This window comes from uncultured Roseovarius sp. (assembly GCF_947489715.1).
In the GTDB taxonomy this organism is placed as follows: domain Bacteria; phylum Pseudomonadota; class Alphaproteobacteria; order Rhodobacterales; family Rhodobacteraceae; genus Roseovarius.
The window spans coordinates 110,600-131,796 of the sequence record NZ_CANLER010000003.1; the positions used below are offsets into that span (position 1 = coordinate 110,600).

The 21,197-nt window shown below is 59.4% G+C and carries 23 protein-coding genes; 8 read left to right on the forward strand and 15 right to left on the reverse strand.

Features of this window, described 5'->3' with window-relative positions; genetic code table 11:
• The first annotated feature begins 278 nt into the window (after window positions 1-278).
• The 6 genes from Q1B27_RS10105 to Q1B27_RS10130 all read left to right on the forward strand — a co-directional run bounded on the left by Q1B27_RS10105 (window position 279) and on the right by Q1B27_RS10130 (window position 5,568).
• On the forward strand, window positions 279-761 hold the full coding sequence (locus Q1B27_RS10105; protein WP_299847091.1) for an RNA pyrophosphohydrolase: 483 nt from the start codon (window positions 279-281) through the stop codon (window positions 759-761).
• Window positions 758-1,237: a hypothetical protein gene (locus Q1B27_RS10110; protein WP_299847092.1), complete on the forward strand. Its 480-nt coding sequence runs from the start codon at window positions 758-760 to the stop codon at window positions 1,235-1,237. Before Q1B27_RS10105 ends, Q1B27_RS10110 begins: the two co-directional genes overlap by 4 nt.
• A 448-nt stretch (window positions 1,238-1,685) precedes the next feature.
• Entirely contained in the window at window positions 1,686-2,411 is a 726-nt protein-coding gene (locus tag Q1B27_RS10115) for a LuxR family transcriptional regulator (RefSeq protein WP_299847094.1), read from the forward strand.
• Between the two features lie 164 nt (window positions 2,412-2,575).
• On the forward strand, window positions 2,576-3,262 hold the full coding sequence (locus Q1B27_RS10120) for an acyl-homoserine-lactone synthase (protein WP_299847096.1): 687 nt from the start codon (window positions 2,576-2,578) through the stop codon (window positions 3,260-3,262).
• Between the two features lie 51 nt (window positions 3,263-3,313).
• A complete protein-coding gene (locus Q1B27_RS10125) occupies window positions 3,314-4,837 on the forward strand; it encodes an AAA family ATPase (RefSeq protein ID WP_299847098.1) in 1,524 nt (507 codons plus the stop codon).
• On the forward strand, window positions 4,834-5,568 hold the full coding sequence (locus tag Q1B27_RS10130; protein ID WP_299847099.1) for an SDR family oxidoreductase: 735 nt from the start codon (window positions 4,834-4,836) through the stop codon (window positions 5,566-5,568). Before Q1B27_RS10125 ends, Q1B27_RS10130 begins: the two co-directional genes overlap by 4 nt.
• A 115-nt stretch (window positions 5,569-5,683) precedes the next feature.
• On the opposite strand, the gene Q1B27_RS10135 is transcribed toward Q1B27_RS10130, so the two are convergent.
• The 8 genes from Q1B27_RS10135 to pncA form a co-directional block, all read right to left on the reverse strand.
• Entirely contained in the window at window positions 5,684-6,439 is a 756-nt protein-coding gene (locus Q1B27_RS10135) for a TIGR02186 family protein (RefSeq protein ID WP_299847101.1), read from the reverse strand.
• Window positions 6,439-7,353 carry a sulfite exporter TauE/SafE family protein gene (locus Q1B27_RS10140; RefSeq protein ID WP_299847103.1) on the reverse strand — a complete coding sequence of 305 codons (915 nt, stop codon included), beginning with the start codon at window positions 7,351-7,353 and terminating at the stop codon, window positions 6,439-6,441. Before Q1B27_RS10140 ends, Q1B27_RS10135 begins: the two co-directional genes overlap by 1 nt.
• Window positions 7,354-7,488: 135 nt before the next feature.
• Window positions 7,489-8,124 carry a LysE family translocator gene (locus Q1B27_RS10145; RefSeq protein ID WP_299847105.1) on the reverse strand — a complete coding sequence of 212 codons (636 nt, stop codon included), beginning with the start codon at window positions 8,122-8,124 and terminating at the stop codon, window positions 7,489-7,491.
• Between the two features lie 103 nt (window positions 8,125-8,227).
• Window positions 8,228-8,647: a GNAT family N-acetyltransferase gene (locus Q1B27_RS10150; RefSeq protein ID WP_367181348.1), complete on the reverse strand. Its 420-nt coding sequence runs from the start codon at window positions 8,645-8,647 to the stop codon at window positions 8,228-8,230.
• Window positions 8,644-9,303 (reverse strand): tRNA (adenosine(37)-N6)-threonylcarbamoyltransferase complex dimerization subunit type 1 TsaB, encoded by a 660-nt coding sequence (gene tsaB / locus Q1B27_RS10155; RefSeq protein ID WP_299847107.1) that lies wholly within the window; start codon window positions 9,301-9,303, stop codon window positions 8,644-8,646. The genes Q1B27_RS10150 and tsaB overlap by 4 nt, the downstream gene beginning before the upstream one ends.
• Window positions 9,304-9,306: 3 nt before the next feature.
• Entirely contained in the window at window positions 9,307-9,870 is a 564-nt protein-coding gene (locus tag Q1B27_RS10160; RefSeq protein WP_299847109.1) for a NifU family protein, read from the reverse strand.
• A gap of 88 nt (window positions 9,871-9,958) precedes the next feature.
• The gene (locus Q1B27_RS10165; protein ID WP_299847111.1) at window positions 9,959-10,414 is read right to left on the reverse strand and encodes a universal stress protein; all 456 of its coding nucleotides are present in this window, start codon (window positions 10,412-10,414) and stop codon (window positions 9,959-9,961) included.
• A 67-nt stretch (window positions 10,415-10,481) separates the two neighbouring features.
• Window positions 10,482-11,078 carry a bifunctional nicotinamidase/pyrazinamidase gene (gene pncA / locus Q1B27_RS10170; RefSeq protein WP_299847666.1) on the reverse strand — a complete coding sequence of 199 codons (597 nt, stop codon included), beginning with the start codon at window positions 11,076-11,078 and terminating at the stop codon, window positions 10,482-10,484.
• A gap of 100 nt (window positions 11,079-11,178) precedes the next feature.
• Here pncA and Q1B27_RS10175 point away from each other — a divergent pair, with 100 nt between their 5' ends.
• A complete protein-coding gene (locus tag Q1B27_RS10175; protein ID WP_299847113.1) occupies window positions 11,179-12,093 on the forward strand; it encodes a rhodanese-related sulfurtransferase in 915 nt (304 codons plus the stop codon).
• A gap of 12 nt (window positions 12,094-12,105) precedes the next feature.
• On the opposite strand, the gene Q1B27_RS10180 is transcribed toward Q1B27_RS10175, so the two are convergent.
• The 3 genes from Q1B27_RS10180 to Q1B27_RS10190 all read right to left on the reverse strand — a co-directional run bounded on the left by Q1B27_RS10180 (window position 12,106) and on the right by Q1B27_RS10190 (window position 15,965).
• Window positions 12,106-13,323 carry a CynX/NimT family MFS transporter gene (locus Q1B27_RS10180; protein WP_299847115.1) on the reverse strand — a complete coding sequence of 406 codons (1,218 nt, stop codon included), beginning with the start codon at window positions 13,321-13,323 and terminating at the stop codon, window positions 12,106-12,108.
• Window positions 13,324-13,378: 55 nt separating this feature from the next.
• Entirely contained in the window at window positions 13,379-14,311 is a 933-nt protein-coding gene (locus tag Q1B27_RS10185; protein ID WP_299847117.1) for a DMT family transporter, read from the reverse strand.
• Window positions 14,312-14,636: 325 nt separating this feature from the next.
• Window positions 14,637-15,965: a UDP-glucose/GDP-mannose dehydrogenase family protein gene (locus tag Q1B27_RS10190; protein ID WP_299847119.1), complete on the reverse strand. Its 1,329-nt coding sequence runs from the start codon at window positions 15,963-15,965 to the stop codon at window positions 14,637-14,639.
• 191 nt (window positions 15,966-16,156) lie between these two features.
• Here Q1B27_RS10190 and Q1B27_RS10195 point away from each other — a divergent pair, with 191 nt between their 5' ends.
• A complete protein-coding gene (locus Q1B27_RS10195; protein ID WP_299847121.1) occupies window positions 16,157-17,116 on the forward strand; it encodes a KpsF/GutQ family sugar-phosphate isomerase in 960 nt (319 codons plus the stop codon).
• Window positions 17,117-17,212: 96 nt separating this feature from the next.
• Here Q1B27_RS10195 and Q1B27_RS10200 read toward each other — a convergent pair whose 3' ends face one another.
• From Q1B27_RS10200 to Q1B27_RS10215, 4 genes are all read right to left on the reverse strand, one after another.
• Window positions 17,213-18,397, reverse strand: a complete 1,185-nt coding sequence (locus Q1B27_RS10200; protein WP_299847123.1) for a DegT/DnrJ/EryC1/StrS aminotransferase family protein — start codon at window positions 18,395-18,397, stop codon at window positions 17,213-17,215.
• Entirely contained in the window at window positions 18,394-19,320 is a 927-nt protein-coding gene (locus Q1B27_RS10205; RefSeq protein ID WP_299847125.1) for a GDP-L-fucose synthase, read from the reverse strand. Before Q1B27_RS10205 ends, Q1B27_RS10200 begins: the two co-directional genes overlap by 4 nt.
• On the reverse strand, window positions 19,317-20,375 hold the full coding sequence (gene gmd, locus Q1B27_RS10210) for a GDP-mannose 4,6-dehydratase (RefSeq protein WP_299847127.1): 1,059 nt from the start codon (window positions 20,373-20,375) through the stop codon (window positions 19,317-19,319). Before gmd ends, Q1B27_RS10205 begins: the two co-directional genes overlap by 4 nt.
• A gap of 65 nt (window positions 20,376-20,440) precedes the next feature.
• Window positions 20,441-21,181: an SDR family oxidoreductase gene (locus Q1B27_RS10215; protein WP_299847129.1), complete on the reverse strand. Its 741-nt coding sequence runs from the start codon at window positions 21,179-21,181 to the stop codon at window positions 20,441-20,443.
• Window positions 21,182-21,197 lie beyond the last annotated feature (16 nt).

Consider the following 21,197-nt stretch of genomic DNA (forward strand, 5'->3'; position numbering starts at 1 on the left):
AACCAGATCATCCGAAAATCTCGACGCCGTGCGCTGCAAGGTCCGTCCGTTCTGTTATTCCCTCGCTTTGCCGACCTGATTACCGACGCAATACCGACGTTATACCGACGTGATACAGATCGCGGTTTTGCCTGTTAACGCTGGCTCTATCAGCTGATTCGCCCATGCCCGGCGGTTGCGGCGTTAACTTGCCATACATTTTCAGGATTTCAGACAAGGGCTGGAACGGCTAGTTCGGAACCATTATGTCGACTATCAGACACCGACAGGAGCGCCGGATGACGCCGGATCAGATCGCCCAACTACCCTACCGGCCCTGTGTGGGCGTGATGCTCGTCAACAACGACGGACATGTCTTTGTTGGCCAGCGGATCGACAATGACGCCGCTGCCTGGCAAATGCCCCAGGGCGGTATAGACCCCGGTGAGGCACCGCGTGACGCTGCACTACGTGAGCTTTGGGAAGAAACCGGCGTGCCCGCCGACCTTGTCACCATTGAGGCCGAAACCGATGGCTGGGTCCCCTACGATCTGCCACTTGAACTGGTGCCGCGCATATGGAAAGGGCGTTTTCGCGGGCAGGAGCAGAAATGGTTTCTACTGCGTTTTCAGGGGCTTGACGCGGATGTGAATATCTCCACCGATCACCCCGAATTTTCCGAATGGCGCTGGCTGCCGCCCGAAGACCTGGTCGACAATATCGTACCGTTCAAACGGGACGTCTACATCAGCGTTCTGAAACAGTTTGGAGAGTTGCTATGAAATCCGCCCTGCTCACGACTGTCCTTACCTGCCTGACCGGACCGGCGCTGGCGCTGTCCTGCCTCCCCCCGAATGTCGCCACGACCTATTCGGAGGTGGCCGCATCAGACAAGAGCTACGCGGTCGTGCATGGCACACTCAGCTTTGACAAATCAAAACTGCCCGAAGTTGACCTGAACCATCAGGACCAGATCCCACCGCATGTGGACATCAAAGCGCAACTCAGCGGTAAATCCCTGTCCAAAGCCGGTTTTGAGGCCAAATTCGACCGGCCCATAACCTTGCGGGCCGTTTGCTTTGGTCCCTGGTGCGGCCAGCCTGTGTCAGGTGAAGAATATCTTTCGTTTCTTGAACAAACCGATGATGGCTACATCCTGTCGGTCACCCCATGCGGTGACTATGACTTTGTCGACCCCACGCCCGAGATGCTCGACAAGGTCACCCAATGTTTCAAGGGTGATGTCTGCACGCCGTGAACTAGGGCACATATGCACGTCTGCGCTGGCGCGTGAAGGCTAAAGCAATTGTTAAGGGATACTGGCGTAATCTCTGCCTCGGACAAGGCGCCTTTGTCACGCTTTCTGCAAGACTGCGCAGCGAATCAGGTGCGGATGACCTCCAGTAGCCTTTGCAAATCGCACCTCCAACAAGCTCAACAGGTTGCCACAAAGCCGCCTCGCCATTTCTGGGGAGTTAAAATCCGCGAATACGAAAGAAAATCTTAACATGTTATAGTTGTATTAACTTTTCATTAACCCCCGTTAACGAGGCTAGACATGCAAAACGAATGGATACTCGACGTTCTTGCCGATCTTAAGACATTTGCCCAGCAAAATGGGTTGGGTGTTTTGGCCGAACAGTTGGATGATACACAACTGGTGGCCGCGAGCGAGCTAGCGTTGACTGGGGAAGGACAGACAGTAGATGAACGCGGCCCCGCCTATGCGGCTGGATATAATATTGGAGGCCTTGGAAGGCGCCTCTGAACTTAGCGAGCTTCAAACAGCAATTGAAAACCTTCGCGATCATTTCAAAGTAGATCATATGGTTTACCACTGGGTCAGTGGTGCTGGCGATCAATATGGATGTGGCACCTACTCCAAGGAATGGGTCCAGAGATATCTTGAAAAAGAATACGTCCGCATCGACCCTGTAATCCAGGGATGCTATCAGCGATTTCACCCGGTCGACTGGAAGCGGCTGGATTGGTCGACCAAGGCAGCCCGTGCTTTTCAGCAAGAAGCGATCAAGTATGACATTGGAAACCAAGGGTTTTCCGTACCGGTGCGCGGCCCGAACGGACAATTCGCCCTGTTCACCGTCAGCCACCATTGCGACGATGATGTTTGGGAAGCTTTCACCGAGGCCCACCGGCGCGATCTCATCCTGATCGCGCATTACTTCAACCAAAAAGCACTGGATTTCGAACCCGACCGCAAACCCGAAACCGCCCAGTCGCTGTCACCACGCGAGATTGACGCGATCACTTTACTCGCGATGGGCTACAGCCGTGCGCAGGTCGCCGAGACGCTGAACATCTCGGAACATACGCTTCGGGTCTATATCGAATCCGCACGTTTCAAACTGGGGGCCATGAACACCGTGCACGCCGTCGCCCGCGCTCTCAGCCGCGGCCTGATCGTGATCTGATCCCCCGGCCGAACACTCAAAAACCTGCATAACAGAATCGGTAGCCCGACAGGGCCTGCCGGTTTTCAGTTGCCCGAAAGTGTTAACGTATCGCCCGCCCGTCGGATCAGCCGTTAACCAGCTCCCCCCATCTTTGGTGTCGAAAACCAGAAAAGGGGAAGCTCATGCTACGCTACATCTACGGAAACGACCTGCACAAACATCCGCTCCTGTCCGAGACCATGTTCAAGGATCGCGCGGATCAGTTCAAAACCCGGCTGGGTTGGGAGGTCAGCGTGGATGAGAGCGGCTCCGAGCGCGACGAATATGACAGTCTGAACCCGCTCTACGTGATCTGGGAAAACGAAGACGGCACCCACGGCGGGTCGATGCGCCTGCTGCCGACGACCGGCCCCACCATGGTGAACGATCATTTCAACCATATCAACGATGGCGGACATATCGTCAGCCCTCTGATCTGGGAATGCACCCGGTTTTGCCTGTCGCGCGGCGCAAGTTCTCAGGTTGCCGCTGCCCTGATGCTGGCGGGCGGAGAGATCATGCACAACTTTGCCATCAAGCATTACGTCGGCGTTTTTGATGCACGCATGGTGCGGATTTATCGTGCCATCGGCTCCTCGCCCGAGATTGTGGGCGCGCAAGGCGAAGGCCGTGACCGGATCAGTGTTGGCCTTTGGGAATTCACCGATGAGGCGCGGGCAAAGGTCGCGAAACGTGCAGGCATCACGCCCGAGATGTCGGAAGAATGGTTCCAGGCCAGCTTTGGCCCCAATGCCCCGGGTCATCCCTATCGCCAAATGGCGCACGCCCTGGTGACACCGACGATGCCCCTGGGCCGTGCAACCGCCTGATCTTCTTTTCTAGCTCTGGCCTCTGACAAGGCGCGACTGTAGGGTCGCGTCATGTCTCATTCCACCCTCACATTTTCCCATGATCAGGCCGATGCCCATGACCGCATCACCGAGGCACTGCGCAGTGCCGGCATTGATCTGGACGAGGGGCTTTTGACCCCACCACGGGACGGCAAGGACAGCGTCATGGCGGTGGTTGGCAAGGCCGGATCGGGCAAAACCCTTTTGCTGGCCGCGCTTTACCGGGCCTTGGAAGAAACCGGCGTTGACGTGGTTTCCGGCGATTACGAAGGCCGCCGCCGCAAGGACCGCCGCACCCTGGCAATCCTTGCCCCCACCAACAAAGCCGCCAGTGTGCTCAGGATGCGCGGTGTGCCCGCCACCACCATCCACCGCATCCTCTACACGCCCGTCTATGACCCGGAATACGAAAAGATCGCTGAATGGCTGGCAGGCCAGGGCGACCGTCCTGAAATCGATGGTTTGACCGATCTGGCGCTTGACCGGGCGCATGCGTTTTTCCAGACGAACAAATCCATCCCCGGTGCCCTGGCGGCCGCCGGTCTGCGTGGGTCGGATTTCATCACCGGTTGGAAACGCCGCGAAGAGCCGCTGGATGTGGGCTTTGTCGATGAGGCCTCGATGCTGGATGACAAGCAGTTCGAAGATCTCCAGGAAATCTTCCCCACACTCCTGCTTTTTGGCGACCCGGCACAACTGGCCCCGGTGAACCAGTCCGGCTCGATGGTCTTTGACGCCCTGCCTGACACGTCCAAGCTGATCCTCCACCGCGTCCACCGTCAGGATGCCGACAACCCCATTCTCGATCTGGCCCATGCTCTGGCCGATCCGGATGTCGATTTTAACGCCTTTGAGCGCCTGATCGAAGATGCCGCACGCCGCGATGACCGAGTGGTTCTGGCCCAGCGGGTCGAGGTTGACCTGATGGCACGCAGCCCCGTGCTGGTCTGGCGCAACGTCACGCGCATACGCCTGATCAACGCCTTCCGCGCGGTTTATGGCGCGCCAGAGACCGAGCTTCTGGAAGGCGAGCCACTGATTTGCGACGGCATCGAACTGCCCCTGAAGCACCGCAAGAAACGGCTCGACCTCGAAGCCCGCGGGCTGATCAAGGGCGCGCAGGTGATCTATCTCGGCCCCGGTCGCAAACCCGGATTCTCACGCCTGCACGTCATCGGCGCCGAAGATCCGCAGGTCAGCGCTGCCAGCATCGTCAAGATCGAGAAGCCGGATGAGGAAGAACCCTTCATCCCCTTCGCCGCCCGCATGGGCGCCACCTTCCTTCACGGTGCCGCCGTGACCATCCACAAAGCGCAGGGCAGCCAGTGGAAGGATGTACAGGTGTTCGCCCCCGATCTTTACGCCGCCTCACGTATGGGCCGCACAGAAGCCGGACAGCCGCTATGGAAACGTCTTGCCTATGTCGCCATCACCCGCGCCGAAGAGCGATTGCATTGGGTTGTGCGCAACCGCCTGTCGAAACCCAGTCAGGAGCTACGCATTGACGATCTGCGCGTGGCACCGGCACCTTTGGAACTGGAGGCTGAAATATGAAATCCATCCTGATCACCGGGGCAAGCTCTGGCATCGGCGCTGCAACGGCGGCAAAATTCATCGAAGACGGGTGGCTGGTGGGCCTGCTGGCGCGCCGCTCAGATAAACTGAAGGCGTTGACGGAAGGGCATGAAAACGCCATTCCGCTGGTGGCGGATGTGACAGATGCCGATGCGATGCAGGCCGCATTCAATGGCTTCGCTCAGCAAACCGGGCGCCTTGACGTGCTTTTCAACAACGCCGGCATGTTCGGCCCCTCCGGTCCCATCGACGAAATCCCGGTCGACGCGTTTGACGAGGTCATGAACATCAATATCCGCGGGATGTTCATCGCCGCACGCTTCGCTTTTGCGCAGATGCGCGGCCAATCTCCCCAGGGCGGCAGGATCATCAATAACGGGTCACTTTCGGCCCATAATCCCCGCCCCGGATCGGTCTGCTACACCACGTCGAAACACGCCATTACCGGTCTGACCCGTACGCTGTCACTTGATGGCCGCGCCTATGACATCGCCTGCGGCCAGATCGACATCGGCAATGCCCGGACCGAATTGGTAGACGATCTGAACAAACGCGCGCAAGCCGCCAATCCGGATCAACCGCTGATGCCAATGATGAATGTCGATGATGCAGCGCGTTCGGTTCTGCACATGGCCCAGATGCCCGCAAGCGCCAATGTGCAATTCATGACCGTCATGGCAACCAAGATGCCCTATATCGGGCGCGGCTGATCACAACGCCAGCGGTGCATGTCACATCGGCGGCAAGCACCCCGAGAAGGACGGCGAAGCCGGACGACGAGAGATCGGGCGTGCGCGCCAGCGCACTCAATTTGACAACAGAAGACTATCCGCGCCGCAGCATCTGGAAGGCCGCAGCCGCACCCCAGCCCGCGGCGATGGCAATCGCCAGCGACATCAGCCCGTAGATCATCGGCTGTTCGCGCGAAAGATTATACAACCAGCGTTCCAGACCCACCTTGCGCACGTCGATCTTGGTCTCGAATTCCGACACGACATACCCATTGCGCGTCAGGAAAATCCGCGTGGCATAATCCCCCTCGGTCAGGTTTGACGGAAGCTGGATAGAGGTGCGGAAAAGCGTCTGCTGATCCAGCGCCACAGCGCCTTCCAGCAATTGGTAAGACCTGTTTTTCTTGCGTATCCGGATCACCGCCTGGGAAAAGCTCTGAGGGTTCGACACATTGGGCGACGCGCCCACAAGACGGATCGCCTTGGGGATGGAAATCCGGTGCCTCAGATCTTCGATCTGCGCCAGCACCTCTTTCAGCGGTCCGGTGGTGGCCACCGCATAGAAACTGGGGGCCTCTTTCACCTCGACGGAATCGGTATTGACCCAGATGCCCAGCTTCTTTTCCTTGCGGCGCACGGTCAGGGGCGCCGATGGCCCGGCAATGGTCACAATCACCTCAAGAGGTTCATCCAGGATCGGCCCCTCGCGCTTGACCGCCCCAAAAACCAGCAGTTCCGAGCCATCGAAATTGGCGGTGATGGCAACCTCATCCGCGCTCAGTCCCAGCACCACCTCTTCCGCGCGAAGGGGCAGCGCCGCAAGACAGAGAAGGATCAGAAGCCGCAGCATCAATGCCCCCCGCCTGCGCCAATGGAATACAGTTCGGACGGCATGATCAGCAGATCAAGCGCCAGCTTGAAGCAGACCACCAGCACCATCAGGGCCAGCAGGATGCGCAACTGTTCCGCCGGCAGCTTGGTGCCGATCCGCGTGCCCACCTGCGCGCCGATGACACCACCAATCAGCAACAGCACCGCAAGCGCCACGTCGACCGTGTAGTTGGTGGTCGCGTGCAGCATGGTTGTGAAACCGGTCACGAAAATGATCTGGAACAGCGATGTGCCGACAACAACCTTGGTGGGCATGCCCAGAAGATAGATCATCGCGGGCACCATGATGAACCCGCCACCAACCCCCATGATCGCCGCCAGAACACCAACGCAAACACCAACGACCAGCGGCGGTATCACACTGATATAAAGCCCCGATGTCCGGAACCGCATCTTCAGGGGCAGCCCGTGTATCCAGTTGTGCTTCTTGCGCTTGGGGGCTTTGCCGGACCGGGTGTTGCGAATGGCGTTCAGACTTTCAATGAACATCATCCCGCCGATGATGCCCAGAAAGACCACGTAACACAGCTTGACCAGCAGATCGACCTGGCCCAGCGACTTCAGATAGTTGAAGACAACCACCCCCATCGCCGCGCCGATCAGACCCCCGATCAGCAGCACCGTGCCCATCCTCAGGTCCACCGTCTTTCGCCTCAGATGCGCCAGCACGCCGGAAAAGGACGAGGCGACGATCTGGTTCGCCTCGGTCGCCACCGCCACCGCGGGCGGAATACCGATGAAAAACAACAGCGGCGTCATCAGAAAGCCGCCACCAACCCCAAACATGCCCGATAAAACACCGACCAGCCCGCCAAGTCCAAGCAGCAGGAACGCGTTGACCGAAACTTCGGCTATGGGGAGGTAGATTTGCATGGGCTGTCCTAGCGCCATGTGTGCCTTGAATGCAAGATGCCAGACCCGGTGATTCACCGCAGGCCTGATCAATTTTCCGAAACTGGACTTATTTGCGGGTCGATCTGGACCGCAACCATCTCAACCAGCGAGACATCAGATTTTTTCCGTTGCCAGTTTGAACGCAGCAAAGGTGAAAAATACCCCCAGCCCGGCCTCGATCCAGCGGCGCCCAGCGGCATAAGCTCGGCGCACAGGGGCTGCTGACAGGGCCAGGGCCCATGCCCCATGACAGAGGAATGAGATCGCCGCCGCACCAACAACGAACAACGCGATGATGCCCACCCCTGCCCCCTCGACCGCCCCGATCGAAGCAATTGCCAGCCAGAACGCGATCGCCTTGGGATTGCTGACTTGCAACAGGTATCCACGCAGGAAATGGCGCAGTCCCGACCGGCGCTCGGTGATGACCTCCTGAAACGCGGGCGGGTTCAAGGCCCGGCGGAACGCGCCGTAAGCCAGGTAAAGCAGGTAAAGCGCCCCGATCAGCCGCATCAGGCTCATCGCCCAGGCCGCCTGTGACAGGATCAGACCGACCCCCAACATGGTCAGCAGGTTGATCGTCATGCTGCCGACCGCGATCCCCAACGTTGCCATCAGCGCGGGCGCACGCCCCTGTGAGGTGGCAACGCCGATCAGCATCGCGACCGATGGCCCGGGCGAGGATGCTCCGACCAGAAGGATAGCATAGGCGGCGATGAAACCGGGCAGGTACGGGGCAAGATCGACCATGAAAATCTCCGAAACATTCAGCGCCACGGGCGCATTGGGGGCCACCTTAGCGAAACCTGCTGACAAAATGCTTCGGTATCGGTCGAACTATCAAAGAAAGCCGTCACAACGGTGTCTTCTGCAAGATCAGGGCATCTACCTGCCCGCCATCCGGCCTGCGATAGTAACACGCGCGACAGGCGACCTCGGCATAGCCTTCAGCCAGGTAGAGCGCCCGTGCGGCGGCATTGTCGCGCGCCACTTCCAGAAAAGACATGTTGGCACCTTGCGCGCCCGCCGCCGTTTCATACGCCCGCAAACAGGCGCGTCCCAACCCCTGCCGCCGCAGGTCCGGATCGGTGGCAAGGGTCAACAGCTCGACCTCGTCCGCGATCACACGACCCAGCGCAAAGGCGCGCGCATCGCCCACGGTAAAAACGCGGCTGCTGCTCATCAAGTCGGTGAATTCCCGTGCGGACCACGCCCGCCCCTGCCCCTCAAAAGCACGCGCATGCAGGCTGGCCATTTCGTCAGGCGTTATCATTCAGGAAGGATTACCGGGGCCATGTCCCGCGCAGGCGCGGCATCTGCGGGCTTCAGATACATCGGCGCGGGGGGTGTCGTGCTCTGCTGCCACCGTGTTGCCGCCAATCGTGCCACCGCTGATCCAGGCGCATAGCGCGCAGGTGCCGTGTCCGCGTCCAGATGGCTCGCGACCGCCTCGGCGGCAGATCCGACGCAGGTCAGGCCCGGTTGCCGCCAGTCGGCGGGGATCTCGGCGATTTCGGTCAGATGCGGGGTAATGTCGGCCTTGGTCGACCAGCCCTGCACATAGGATTGCTCGCGCGGCGCCGCAAGGCAGCTCAGCACCGGTCCATCCGTGCCCAGTGCGACGGCCTCCAAAAGGCTCACGCCGACCGCCGGGATCTCCAGCGCCAGCGCCAGGCCCCGCACGGCCGAGACAGAAATACGAATGCCGGTGAAATTACCGGGGCCGATGCCCACCCCGATTGCGTCCAGATCGCGCCATGTGGCGCCACCACGCTCCAACATGCTTTCCAAAAGGGGAAACAGGGCCTCGCCCTGCCCACGCGCCATTTCCTCGTAGACATCGGCCAGCACCGTGTCGCCCTGCAACAGCACAGCGCTGATATAGGGGCCCGACGTATCGAACCCCGCAATCAGGGGGGACGTGCCCATTGGTCAGACGCCGACGGGGCGCACTTCGGTGACTTCGGGGATGTAGTGCCGCAGCAGGTTTTCGATCCCCATCTTCAGCGTGATGGTGGATGACGGGCAGCCAGCGCACGCGCCCTGCATATGCAGGTAGACCACGCCGCGCTCGAAGCCGTGAAAGGTGATGTCGCCACCATCCTGCGCAACGGCAGGGCGCACGCGGGTATCCAGCAGTTCTTTGATCTGGCCCACGATCTCGGCATCCTCACCGGTATGCTCGGCATGGCCTGACGGTGCCGCGCTGGCCCCGATCATGATCGGCTTGCCCGATTGGAAGTGCTCCATGATCGCGCCAAGGATGGCGGGTTTGACATGGTCCCACTCGGTTTCGTCCGATTTGGTCACGGTCACGAAGTCATTGCCGAAAAACACGCCGGTCACGCCCTGCACCTTGAAGATGCGCGCCGCCAGCGGCGATTGCTCGGCCCCGTCAGCGGTGGGGAAATCGGCAGTACCTGTTTCCAGCACGGTCTGGCCGGGCAGGAATTTTAGCGTCGCCGGGTTGGGCGTGGATTCGGTTTGAATAAACATGGGGCAGCACCTTTCGCGTCTGCAACCGATATGCGCCTGCGCGGGGCGCAAGTCAAGGTTTGGAACGATTCTAAACTGACAGGAGTTGTCAGGTGATGGCTTCCAGCCGTTCCTTGCTCAGGTCACCGGGCACGATGGTGATCGGAATGGTCAAAGAGCCGGAGTTGCGCGACAATTGCGTCACCAGCGGGCCGGGGCCTTTTTTGTCGGTGCCCGCACCCAGCACCAGAACACCGATTTCGCCGTCTTGCTGCACCTGCGACATGATCTCGGTCACGGGTTCACCCTCGCGGATCACCAGCTCGGGGTCGACGCCCTGCTTGTCACGCATCCACTTGGCAAAGACCTCGAAATGCACCTCGATGCGTTCGCGGGCCTCTTCGCGCATGATGTCTCCGACACCGATCCAGTGGTTGAATTCCTCGGGCGGGATCACCGCCAGCACCGCAACACCACCCCCGGTATGGGCAGCCCGCATCGCGGCAAAACGCATCGCGTTCAGGCATTCACGGCTGTCGTCAAGAACAACTAGAAACTTGCGCATGGTCTGGCCCTCCTACTCAGCGTGCCACTATGACGGGTATTGAGACAGGGGGCAAGATGGCTCAGCGCTATTCCACCTGCACACCGGCCGCCGCCATGCCGTCCATCGCCGCGGCCAGCGATCCATCCAGATCAATCGCCCGGCACAGCCCGTCGCGGACGGTGACCGCATAGCCCAGCCTTGCCGCATCCACGGCCGAGAAATTGACACAGAAATCCGTCGCCAGCCCAACCATCGTCAGCCGATCAATCCCCCGCGTCTGCAAATACCCGTGCAGGCCCGTGGGCGTTTCATGGTCATTCTCGAAAAACGCCGAATAGCTGTCGATCTGCGGATTATAGCCCTTGCGCACGATCATATCCGCCCGGTCGGTGTTGAGCCCGTCGTGAAATGCCGCCCCGGCGCTGCCCTGAATGCAATGGTCGGGCCACAGAACCTGCGTGCCATAGGGCATCTCCACCGTCCCGAAAGGGTCCAGCCCCGCATGCGAGGACGCGAAGGAGGAATGCCCCGCCGGGTGCCAGTCCTGGGTCAGGATCACCGCGTCAAAATCGCCCATCAGCGCATTGATCCCGGGCACGATCTCATCCCCGCCCGCCACCGCCAGCGCCCCACCGGGGCAGAAATCATTTTGCACATCTATCACGATCAACGCATGGGTCATGGGCAGCTCTCCTTTGGCCTCCATGCCTACCTGCGCGCCCCGGCCTGCGTCAATCTCTCCCTCTTGCCGGGGGCAGGTGAAAGGCGTAAATCGCGGCCCCATGTATACCATCGCCGCGCTATATCACTTCACCCGCTTTGACGACCCCGCCAGCCTGCAGGGACCATTGCTGGATCTGTGCAAGGCCGAGGATATCCGCGGCATCCTCCTGATCGCGTCCGAAGGCGTCAACGGCACTATCGCCGGGTCACGCAAGGGCATCGACAAGGTTCTGGCCCATCTGCGCGCCCTGCCCGGCTGCACCGATCTCGAGCACAAGGAAAGCACCGCGGACACGCAACCTTTTGGCCGCCTGCGCGTGCGCCTGAAGAAAGAGATCGTGACCATGGGCCAGCCCGATGTCGATCCGCAGGCAAAGGTCGGCCATTATGTCGACCCCACCGACTGGAACGAACTGATCACCAGCCCCGATGTCGCCGTCATCGACACGCGCAACGATTACGAGGTCGCCATCGGCACGTTCCAGGGCGCCATCGACCCCGAAACCGCCAGCTTTCGCGACTTCCCCGCCTGGTGGGAAGAGAACAAGCACCGCTTCCACAACAAGCGCATCGCCATGTTCTGCACCGGCGGCATCCGGTGTGAGAAATCCACCAACTACCTGCTGGGTCAGGGGGTCGAGGATGTTTATCACCTCAAGGGCGGCATCCTGAAATATCTCGAAGAGGTGCCCGAGGCGCAAAGCACCTGGCAAGGCGATTGCTTTGTTTTCGACGGGCGCGTCTCGGTCGGGCATGGGCTGAAGGAAGGCCCGCACCAGCTCTGCTATGCCTGTCGCCGACCCGTCCTGCCCGCCGACATGACCCGCCCGGAATACGAACACGGCGTCTCATGCCACCACTGCGCGGATGAGACCAGCGAAGACGACAAAAACCGCTTTCGCGAACGCCAGAAACAGATCGCCCTCTCCGAGGCGCGCGGTGAAAAGCACATGCAAAACCTGCCGGGCAACTGACCTTTTTCCCGATCAGGCCGGTGCGGCGACCCGGGTTCTTGTGCGCATCAATATCACCAGCATGATCGCGATATTGAGGACATTCCACAAAATCCCGTTGATGAAGGCCATGCCGTAATCCCCGGTCAGGTCATAGATCCACCCGGACATCCAGCCGCCGATCGCCATACCCAGAATGGTCATCATCAGCACGAAGCCCACGCGCCGCCCGGCCTCTTCGCTGGGCATGTATTCACGCACCACGACCGCATAGCTGGGCACGATACCGCCCTGCGCCAGCCCGAAGATCGCACTGACCAGATAGAGCGAGACCAGCCCCCCCGCCGGCAGGTAGAGAAACAGAGCCAGACATTGCAGCGCCGATCCGATCAGCACCGTCTTCACCCCGCCCAGCCAGTCGGCCAGAAACCCCGAGGCCAGCCGGGAAATCACACCGCAGATCAGCATCAGCGACAGCATTTGTCCGCCAATGCCCGCCGAATACCCCAGATCGACGCAGAAACTGACGATATGGACCTGCGGCATGGACATCGCCACGCAACAGCCGATCCCGGCAAGGCCCAGCAGGATCATCAGCGCGCCGGGCCGAATGCCCGCCGCCCGTGCCCGCGACTGTGAAATCTCATCCGATCTTGCCGCCGCCGCCAGCGGCAGTTTGCGTTTCAGGACCAATGCCAACGGGATCATGCCCAGCACTGTCACCGCCGCCAGCACCCAGTAGACACCGCGCCAGCCGTAATCCTCCAGCACGCCGGATAGGATCAGCGGCCAGATCGCACCTGACAGGTAATTCCCGCTGGCCGTGATCGCCACCGCGATGCCGCGCCGGCGTAAAAACCATTGCGACACATCCGCCATCAGCGGCCCGAATCCCGCTGCCGCGCCAAACCCGATGATCATCTGCATCAGCGACAAGACCCAGACCGACCCGCTATTTGCCGCCAGCACGAACCCGGTGCACAGCACCACGCCCGCACCGATAATCGCCTTGGTCGCGCCCACCGCATCGACCATCCGCCCGATGCCCATATTGCCCAGCGCAAAGCCGATCATTGTCAGCGTGTAGGGCAGGGATACATCGCCCCGGCTCACGCCGAACTCGGCCTGCACCGCAGGCATGATCAACACGATCACCCAGATGCCCGCACTGCATATCACCGCGATCAGCAGCGACACGGTCATGCGCGCCCAGGCATATTGGCTGTCAAGAATATCCGCGCCGTCGGTCATGGACGCGACGTTAGGGGCGAACCGCACGGCTGTACACGCCCATTCGTCAGCCAGGCTATTTCCGTGAAACGCCGCGCCGCCCCAGCACGCGGTTCAGCAACCGCCCGTCGGTGATCATCAAGCCCAGGGCGATCAACCCAAATCCATATACCGCCTCACTGCCCAGCCGCTCGTCAAGAAACGCATAGCCCAGGCCAACCGCAATCGGTGGGATCAACAGGGTCACCAGCATCAGGTTGGCCGATCCCGCCCGGACAAGAATTTCAAAATAAAGCAGATAGGCCACGGCGGTCGATAGAATGGCCACGGCAAACAGGCTGGCCCAGATCTCCGGCGACAAGTTGAAAGATGGCGCGCCGTCCACAACAAAGGCCACCGGCAACATCAGGATGGTGCTGCCGATCAACATCCCGCAGGCATTCATGATCGGCGGATATCCCGACAGGAAACGTTTCCCCCAGACACCTGCGAATGAATAGGACAGCGCCGCCCCCAATATAGCGAGCTGACCAAGATTTCTGGGGTCGAAATTTGTAAGCGCCTCAAGCCCCATGATGACAGCGACGCCCAGCACACCGAACAAGGCCCCGATGATCTTGCGCGCCGTCAGCGGTTCATCGACCAGCAGAATGCCCGCAACAACCGCCCCAAAGACCGCGGTGGTACCATTCAGGATGGATGCCAGACCGCTCCCGATCGTCGTTTGACCCCAAAAGATCAACGAGAACGGGATCGCATTGTTCAGCGCACCCATGACCAGATAGCAGGCCCAGGCGCTGGCAGAGGTCGGGATCTTGATGCCTTTCCACCAGACGACCAGCAAAAGTGCCGGAACCGCCCAGAATACGCGGTGCAGCGTAATCGTAAGCGGCGGCACCTCGCGCAACGCGATCTCTGCAAAAAAGAAGGACCCGCCCCACACCGTTGCCAATCCAAGCAAAAGCGCGCCAGAGGTCAGATCAATCGATGGGGTTTCAACCTGTTTCATTCAGGCGTCGTCGCACAGTCGGCTCAACATCGCGACCCGTTTCTTGCGCAAGATGAGCATCCCTGGACATTTTCGAAGCGATCCTCTCCCACCCGTCACAGGCCAGAAGCGGCGTTCCGGCGCGCGGTCTGTTAATCCGGCAAAACACCGATTTTCATACCGACGTAATACCGACAAAATACCGACGTTATACCGACAAGGGTTTTTGAGGAATTTCAGCGCGTTAACCTGATTCTCCGCACGATTGAAATACGGCCGCGCCGTGGCGGTTAAAACCCCGCCGGTTCTTGCGTCGATTTTCGATCTGGAGGACACCCTTCCGGGGTCACTCCGATCGGTTTACGAACCCCGCCCGCCCGATGCTCTCATAGGCCTCGAAACCTGCCCGTTTGGCATCCTTGGGTGAATAGATATTGCGCAGATCGGCCAGCCGCGGCGCGTTCATCTTTTTCGCGATCCGCTTCAGATCAAGCGCCCGGAACTCGTTCCATTCGGTCAAAATCACCAATAAATCTGCATTATTAGCGCATTTATACGGGTCTTCCTGCCAACTGACACCGGGCAGCAGCGCCTCACCTTCGTGCTTGCCCTGCGGGTCGGTCACCCGCACCCGGGCACCGCCCCCCACAAGCGCCGGAATGATCGTCAGGCTGGGGGCATCGCGCATGTCGTCGGTGTTGGGCTTGAACGTCACGCCCAGCACCCCGATCAGCTTGCCATTGAAGGATCCGTCGCAGAGATCCAGCAACTTGTCGATCATTCGACGCTTGATCTCTTCATTGACGCCGATCACCGTTTCAGTGATCTGCATCGGCAGGCCATGCTCTTGCCCGATCCGGGCCAAAGCCTTGGTATCCTTGGGAAAACAGCTCCCGCCATATCCCGGCCCGGCATGCAGGAATTTGTTGCCGATGCGTCCATCCAACCCCATGCCATGGCTCACCTGCTTCACATCCGCGCCGGTGCGCTCGCACAAAGCGGCGATCTCATTGATGAACGTAATCTTGGTCGCCAGATAGGCATTGGCCGCATATTTGATCATCTCGGCACTTTCCAGACCCGTGGTGATGATCGGAAAATCCCGCAGGTAAAGCGGTCGGTAAATCTCGGCCATCACCTCTGCCGCGCGATCGGTCTGCACTCCCACAACCACCCGGTCGGGCTTCATGAAGTCGTCGATCGCAGCCCCTTCGCGCAGGAATTCAGGGTTGCTGGCCACATCAAAATCCAGGTCCGGATTGGCCTTCTTGATTGCCTGTTTCACCTGCCGGTTGGTCCCCACCGGTACCGTCGACTTCGTAACGATGACAACATAACCTTTTGCGATTACAGCGATTTCTTCGGCAGCGGCCATCACGTATGTCAGATCCGCATGCCCGTCCCCGCGCCGCGTGGGCGTTCCCACAGCGATGAAAACCGCCTCGGCCCCATCAATGGCGCTCACCAAATCGGTGGTGAATGTCAGCCGCCCCGCCTCGACATTCTTGGCCATCAACGCTTCCAGACCCGGCTCATAGATCGGCACCTCGCCGCGCTCCAGCATCTCGATCTTGCTTGGGTCCTTGTCGACACAGGTCACATCGTGCCCGAAATCCGAAAAGCACACGCCCGAAACAAGCCCGACATACCCGGTCCCAATCATCGCGATTTTCATCAGCCGCCCTTATTCCTGCCCCGTCTCTGCTCGGTCGAAGTTGTGCGGCACACCCGGTTTCAAGTCAATCTGCCAGGGCCCAAACGGGCGTTTTCCGGACACCAGCGTCACCCACACATCACGCTAAGGGCTTGGCGGCGCCCGGCGCGCAGGCTATCACCCCCGCGTCACACATGCCGCCGGAGCCCCGAATGACTGCGCCCAAAACCCCGACCCAGATCGCCTATGACGTGCTCAGCATCGAAGGCGACGCGCTGCAGAAAATGCGCGACAGCCTGCCCGATACCTTCGACGCGGTGATCGAAACACTGTTGCAGGTGCGCGGCAGGGTGATCGTATCGGGGATGGGCAAGTCAGGCCATATCGCCGCCAAGATCGCGGCTACCATGGCCAGCACAGGCACGCCCGCGCAGACCGTGCATCCGGGTGAAGCCAGCCACGGTGACCTTGGCATGATCACCTCGGACGATGCGGTCATCCTGATTTCGAACTCTGGCGAAACCCGCGAATTGGCCGACATTATCGCGCATACCCGCCGCTACGCTATCCCCTTGATTGCCATCACGAAAAAAGCTTCCAGCACGCTTGGCACCCAGGCCGATTTCCTGCTGCAGCTCCCCGATGCACCCGAGGCCTGCGGCATTGGCATGGCGCCAACAACATCAACCACTTGTACCATTGCATTGGGCGACGCCCTTGCCGTGGCATTGATGAAACTGCGGGGGTTCGAACGGGAAAACTTCCTGGCTTTCCACCCCGGCGGCACGCTTGGCGCGCAACTTCTCAAGGTCAGCGCCGTCATGCACACCGGGGAAAAATTACCCATCGTGCATGAAGCAACACCGATGAGTGACACCCTGATCGAGATGACGGCCAAGGGCTTCGGCGTCGCCGCCGTCGTGGAAAACGCGCGCCTCACCGGCGTGATCACCGATGGCGACCTTCGGCGCAACATGAGCGGACTGATGGCGCAAACCGCCGGCGAGGTCGCCACGCGCTCCCCCCTTGTCACGACACCTGATGCGTTGCTCGTCGAAGCACTGGGCGTAATGAACGCCAACAAGCGCACCACGCTGCTTGTCACCGACGATGACCATCACCTCGTCGGCCTTGTCCATATCCATGATGCGCTCCGTGCTGGCGTGGCCTAACCTCCAGCACGCGCACCCATCCGAGGAAGCAGCGCGCAGCGCGAATGACGAGATATAAAGCGTGCGCGTCAGCGCACTCATTCAGGTCAACATTCTTTACCGCGCAACTTTATCCAAGGCGGCGCGCAACAATTCCCATTTATCCTCAAGCGGATAGTGATGGTTGCCAATAAACAAACCGTTCCGGTCTATATCGTCCGCATGATGCAATTCGCCGTGGATCACGTGATCCATATGCCGCTTCACCACCTCGTTCTTGGCGAAATTCCCGGCCACGACCGGGCGGCATTCCACCCCACTCTCAGCCAGTGCCCGGATTAACGCCGCGCGGTCAAACCCCGCATCCGGCTCTACCACCATCGAAAACCCGAACCAGCTGCTTTCACCCAGTTCCTGCTGAATGCGGATCTGCGGATAGCCCTGCATCAGCGCCCGGAACCCTTCGGCATTTCGGCGCCGTTCCGACACGATCATGGGCAGTTTCGCAATCTGTTCCTGTCCGATGGCCCCGCTCATCTCAACCGGTCTAAGATTATAACCCGGCAGCACGAACCTGAAGGATTCCTCGAACGGATCATCGCTTTTTTCGCCGGTTACATGGTTGAATTTCGGCAGGTGCCGGGTCCAGCCATGTGATCTGACGCTAAGCATGATGTGGTGTAACTCTTCGTCATCGGTCACCACCAATCCGCCCTCCATCGTGGCGATGTGATGCGAAAAGAACGAAGAATAGCTGCCCGCAATCCCGAATGTCCCAGCCTGACGCCCCTGATACGTGGCCCCAAGGGATTCACAATTATCTTCGATCACCAGAATATCGCGGTCACCGATGATCGTATCAATCCGGTCAAACGCATTGGGATTACCCAAGAGATTCACCACCATGATCGCCCGGGTCTCGGGACCAATCGCTTCAGCCAGCGCATCAAGATCATAGTTCAGCGTGCCCGGGTCGATATCGACAAATTTCATCCGCAACCCGTATTGGTGCAGCGGGTAATAGGTGGTTGACCAGCTCACCGCCGGAACGATGACCTCAGCACCTTCCGGCAGGCCGTGTTTGGAATGATACCGAAGAGCGGCGATGATGATCAGGTTTGCTGACGACCCGGAATTGACCATAACGCAATGTTTGCTGCCCATCGCAGTCGCGAATTGCTCCTCGAAACGAGACACTTCCGGACCCATCGAGAACATGCCCGATTTCACCACCCGATCGATGGCGGCATATTCCTTTTCGTCCCAACTGGTCGTCGCCAGCGGAAACCCCTGCTCACTCATGCACTTGCTCCCTCAAGCTCCAGGAAATGCGCATATGTCTGCGCAATACCGTCCTGCAACGTCGTTGTGGGTGACCAGCCGATGGCCTTCTGACGATCCACCGCCAACAGTTTTTGCTTCATACCGGTCGGGCGGTTTAGGTCATGGGTGAATTTACCGTCCCAGCCAATCACCTTCGCCACTTCGGCATAGTAGTCATTGATCGAATAGTCATGACCCAAGCCGACATTCATGCAACTTGGCAAAGCTTCGAATTGATCAACTGCATGCCAGACTGCCGCCGCCAGATCGCCCGAAAACATGAACTCTCGCCGTGCTGTCCCATCGCCCCAGATCTCCACCGACGCGGCCCCTGATTGCTTGGCCTCATGAACCTTTCGGATGATTGCCGGTAATAAGTGTGAAACCTGTGGGTCGAACTTGTCATGCAGCCCAAAAAGATTGCAGGGGATCAACGTCTTGTAAGAAAAACCCTCGCTGCGAGATACAAAATCGCACAGGCGCGCCACCGCCAGTTTCGCCATCCCGTAACCTTCATTGGTCGGCTCTAGCTCTCCCTTGCCAAGGCTTTCCTCATGCAAAGGGTTTGGGGCGTCATAGGGGTACATGCAACTGGATCCGAGGTTCAGCAACCGGCCAACACCAGCAGTCTGCGCAGCCCTCACCACGTTGAAACCCATATCCATGTTATCGGCCAGAAAAGCTGCCGGATCGGCCATATTGGCCTGAATGCCGCCAACACGACCCGCCGCATGTATTACCATGTCGGGTTTTTCCGTTGCCAGCATCGACATGACCGCCGGGCGGTCAATCAGATTCAACTCGCCGCTCGTGGGCGCCACGATCTTGTGCGCCGACGCGCGCCCGTGTTCCTGAATGGCGCGACCCACCATGCCACGCCCACCGGTCAGGAAAATTTTCATGTCGTCTCGGCGCGTTGTTGCGCCTGTGCCTCGGCCAGATCGGATGTCACCATTTCCTGCACCAGATCGTCAAAGCTGGTTTCCGGTTCCCATCCCAGTTGCTGCCGCGCCTTGCTGGCGTCGCCCAGCAAGGTTTCCACCTCAGCGGGCCGGAAATACTGTGGATCGACCTTCACCACCACGCGGCCCTCTGCATCGCGGGCAATCTCATCCATGCCTTCACCCTCGAATGTGAGGTTCATTTCCAGTGCGTCGGCCGCGCGCGAAACGAAATCGCGCACCGAATATTGCTGCCCCGTGGCGATCACGTAATCCTCGGGCCTGTCCTGTTGCAGCATCAGCCACATCATCTGTACGTAATCGCGGGCGTGGCCCCAATCGCGTTTGGCATCCATATTGCCCAGCAGCAATTCATCCTGCATGCCCAGCTTGATTCGCGCCAATGCCCGGGTGATCTTGCGGGTTACGAATGTTTCACCACGAATGGGGCTTTCGTGGTTAAAAAGAATGCCGTTACAGGCATACATGCCGTATGCCTCGCGATAATTCACCGTGATCCAATAGGCGTACAGCTTGGCCACCGCATAGGGCGAACGCGGATAGAACGGCGTGGTTTCGCGCTGTGGGGTTTCCTGAACAAGGCCGTAAAGCTCTGAAGTCGACGCTTGATAGAAACGTGTGGTTTCACCCATGCCTAGAAACCGGATCGCCTCCAGCAAACGCAACGCACCCATCGCATCAGAGTTGGCGGTATATTCCGGCTCTTCGAAGCTCACCGCGACATGGCTTTGAGCCGCAAGGTTATAGACCTCATCCGGTTTGGTTTTCTGCAGGATATGCGTCAGCGACGAACTATCGGTCATATCCCCGTGATGCAGTTGAAACTGCCCGGTCTTTCCCGGCTCGCCTTCGAACAGGTGGTCGATACGCGCCGTATTGAACAAAGATGTCCGGCGCTTGATGCCATGCACGCGATAGCCCTTTTCCAGCAGGAATTCCGCCAGATAGGCACCGTCCTGTCCGGTCACGCCCGTAATGAGTGCGGTTTTCGCCATCTTTGCCTCGTCGCTGTCTGTGCTTTCGCACTCGGATAATGGTTTCGCGCGCCGATGAACAGGGGTCAGATGCAGCGCCCGCCATCAACTTCAAGGCAGGCACCGGTGATCATGCTGGCCTCGTCGCTGCACAGGAAGGCAGCGGCATTACCCATATCTTCGGGTGTAGAAAACCGACCCAGGGGAATGGTGCTGAGAAATTTTGCCCTGATCTCAGGTGTGTCTTCGCCCATGAAACTGGTCAGAAGCGGTGTTTCACCAGCAACCGGATTCAACGCATTGACGCGGATACCGACCGGCGCAAGTTCCACCGCCATTGCTTTGGTCGCGGTGATCATCCAACCCTTGGACGCATTATACCAGTTCAGCTTTGGCCGGGGACTGACACCCGCTGTTGAGGCCACGTTTAGGATCGCACCACTGCCCCGAGCCTTCATCTCTGGCACAAAGGTCTGGGCCGTTAAGTAGACCGATTTGCAATTCACTGCGAGGACACGGTCAAAATCCGCTTCCGTCACCTCTTCCAACAGGCTCGGAAGATGAGTGACACCGGCATTGTTGACGATGATATCCGGCAATCCGAAAGTGTGTTGTGCTGCAAGTTTCAGCCCGACAACGCTTGCTCTGTCCGACACATCCACCAGACAGGCTGCGCATCCAAGTTCCTCCGCCAGAGTGGACGCCGCATCGCCATTCACGTCGGCGATCATGACTTGCGCCCCCTCAGCCAGGAAGTTGCGCACGATACCTGCGCCAAAGCCGCTGGCACCCCCTGTTACAATCGCGGTTTTTCCTTCAAGCCTCAAAATCGATCCCTTTGTT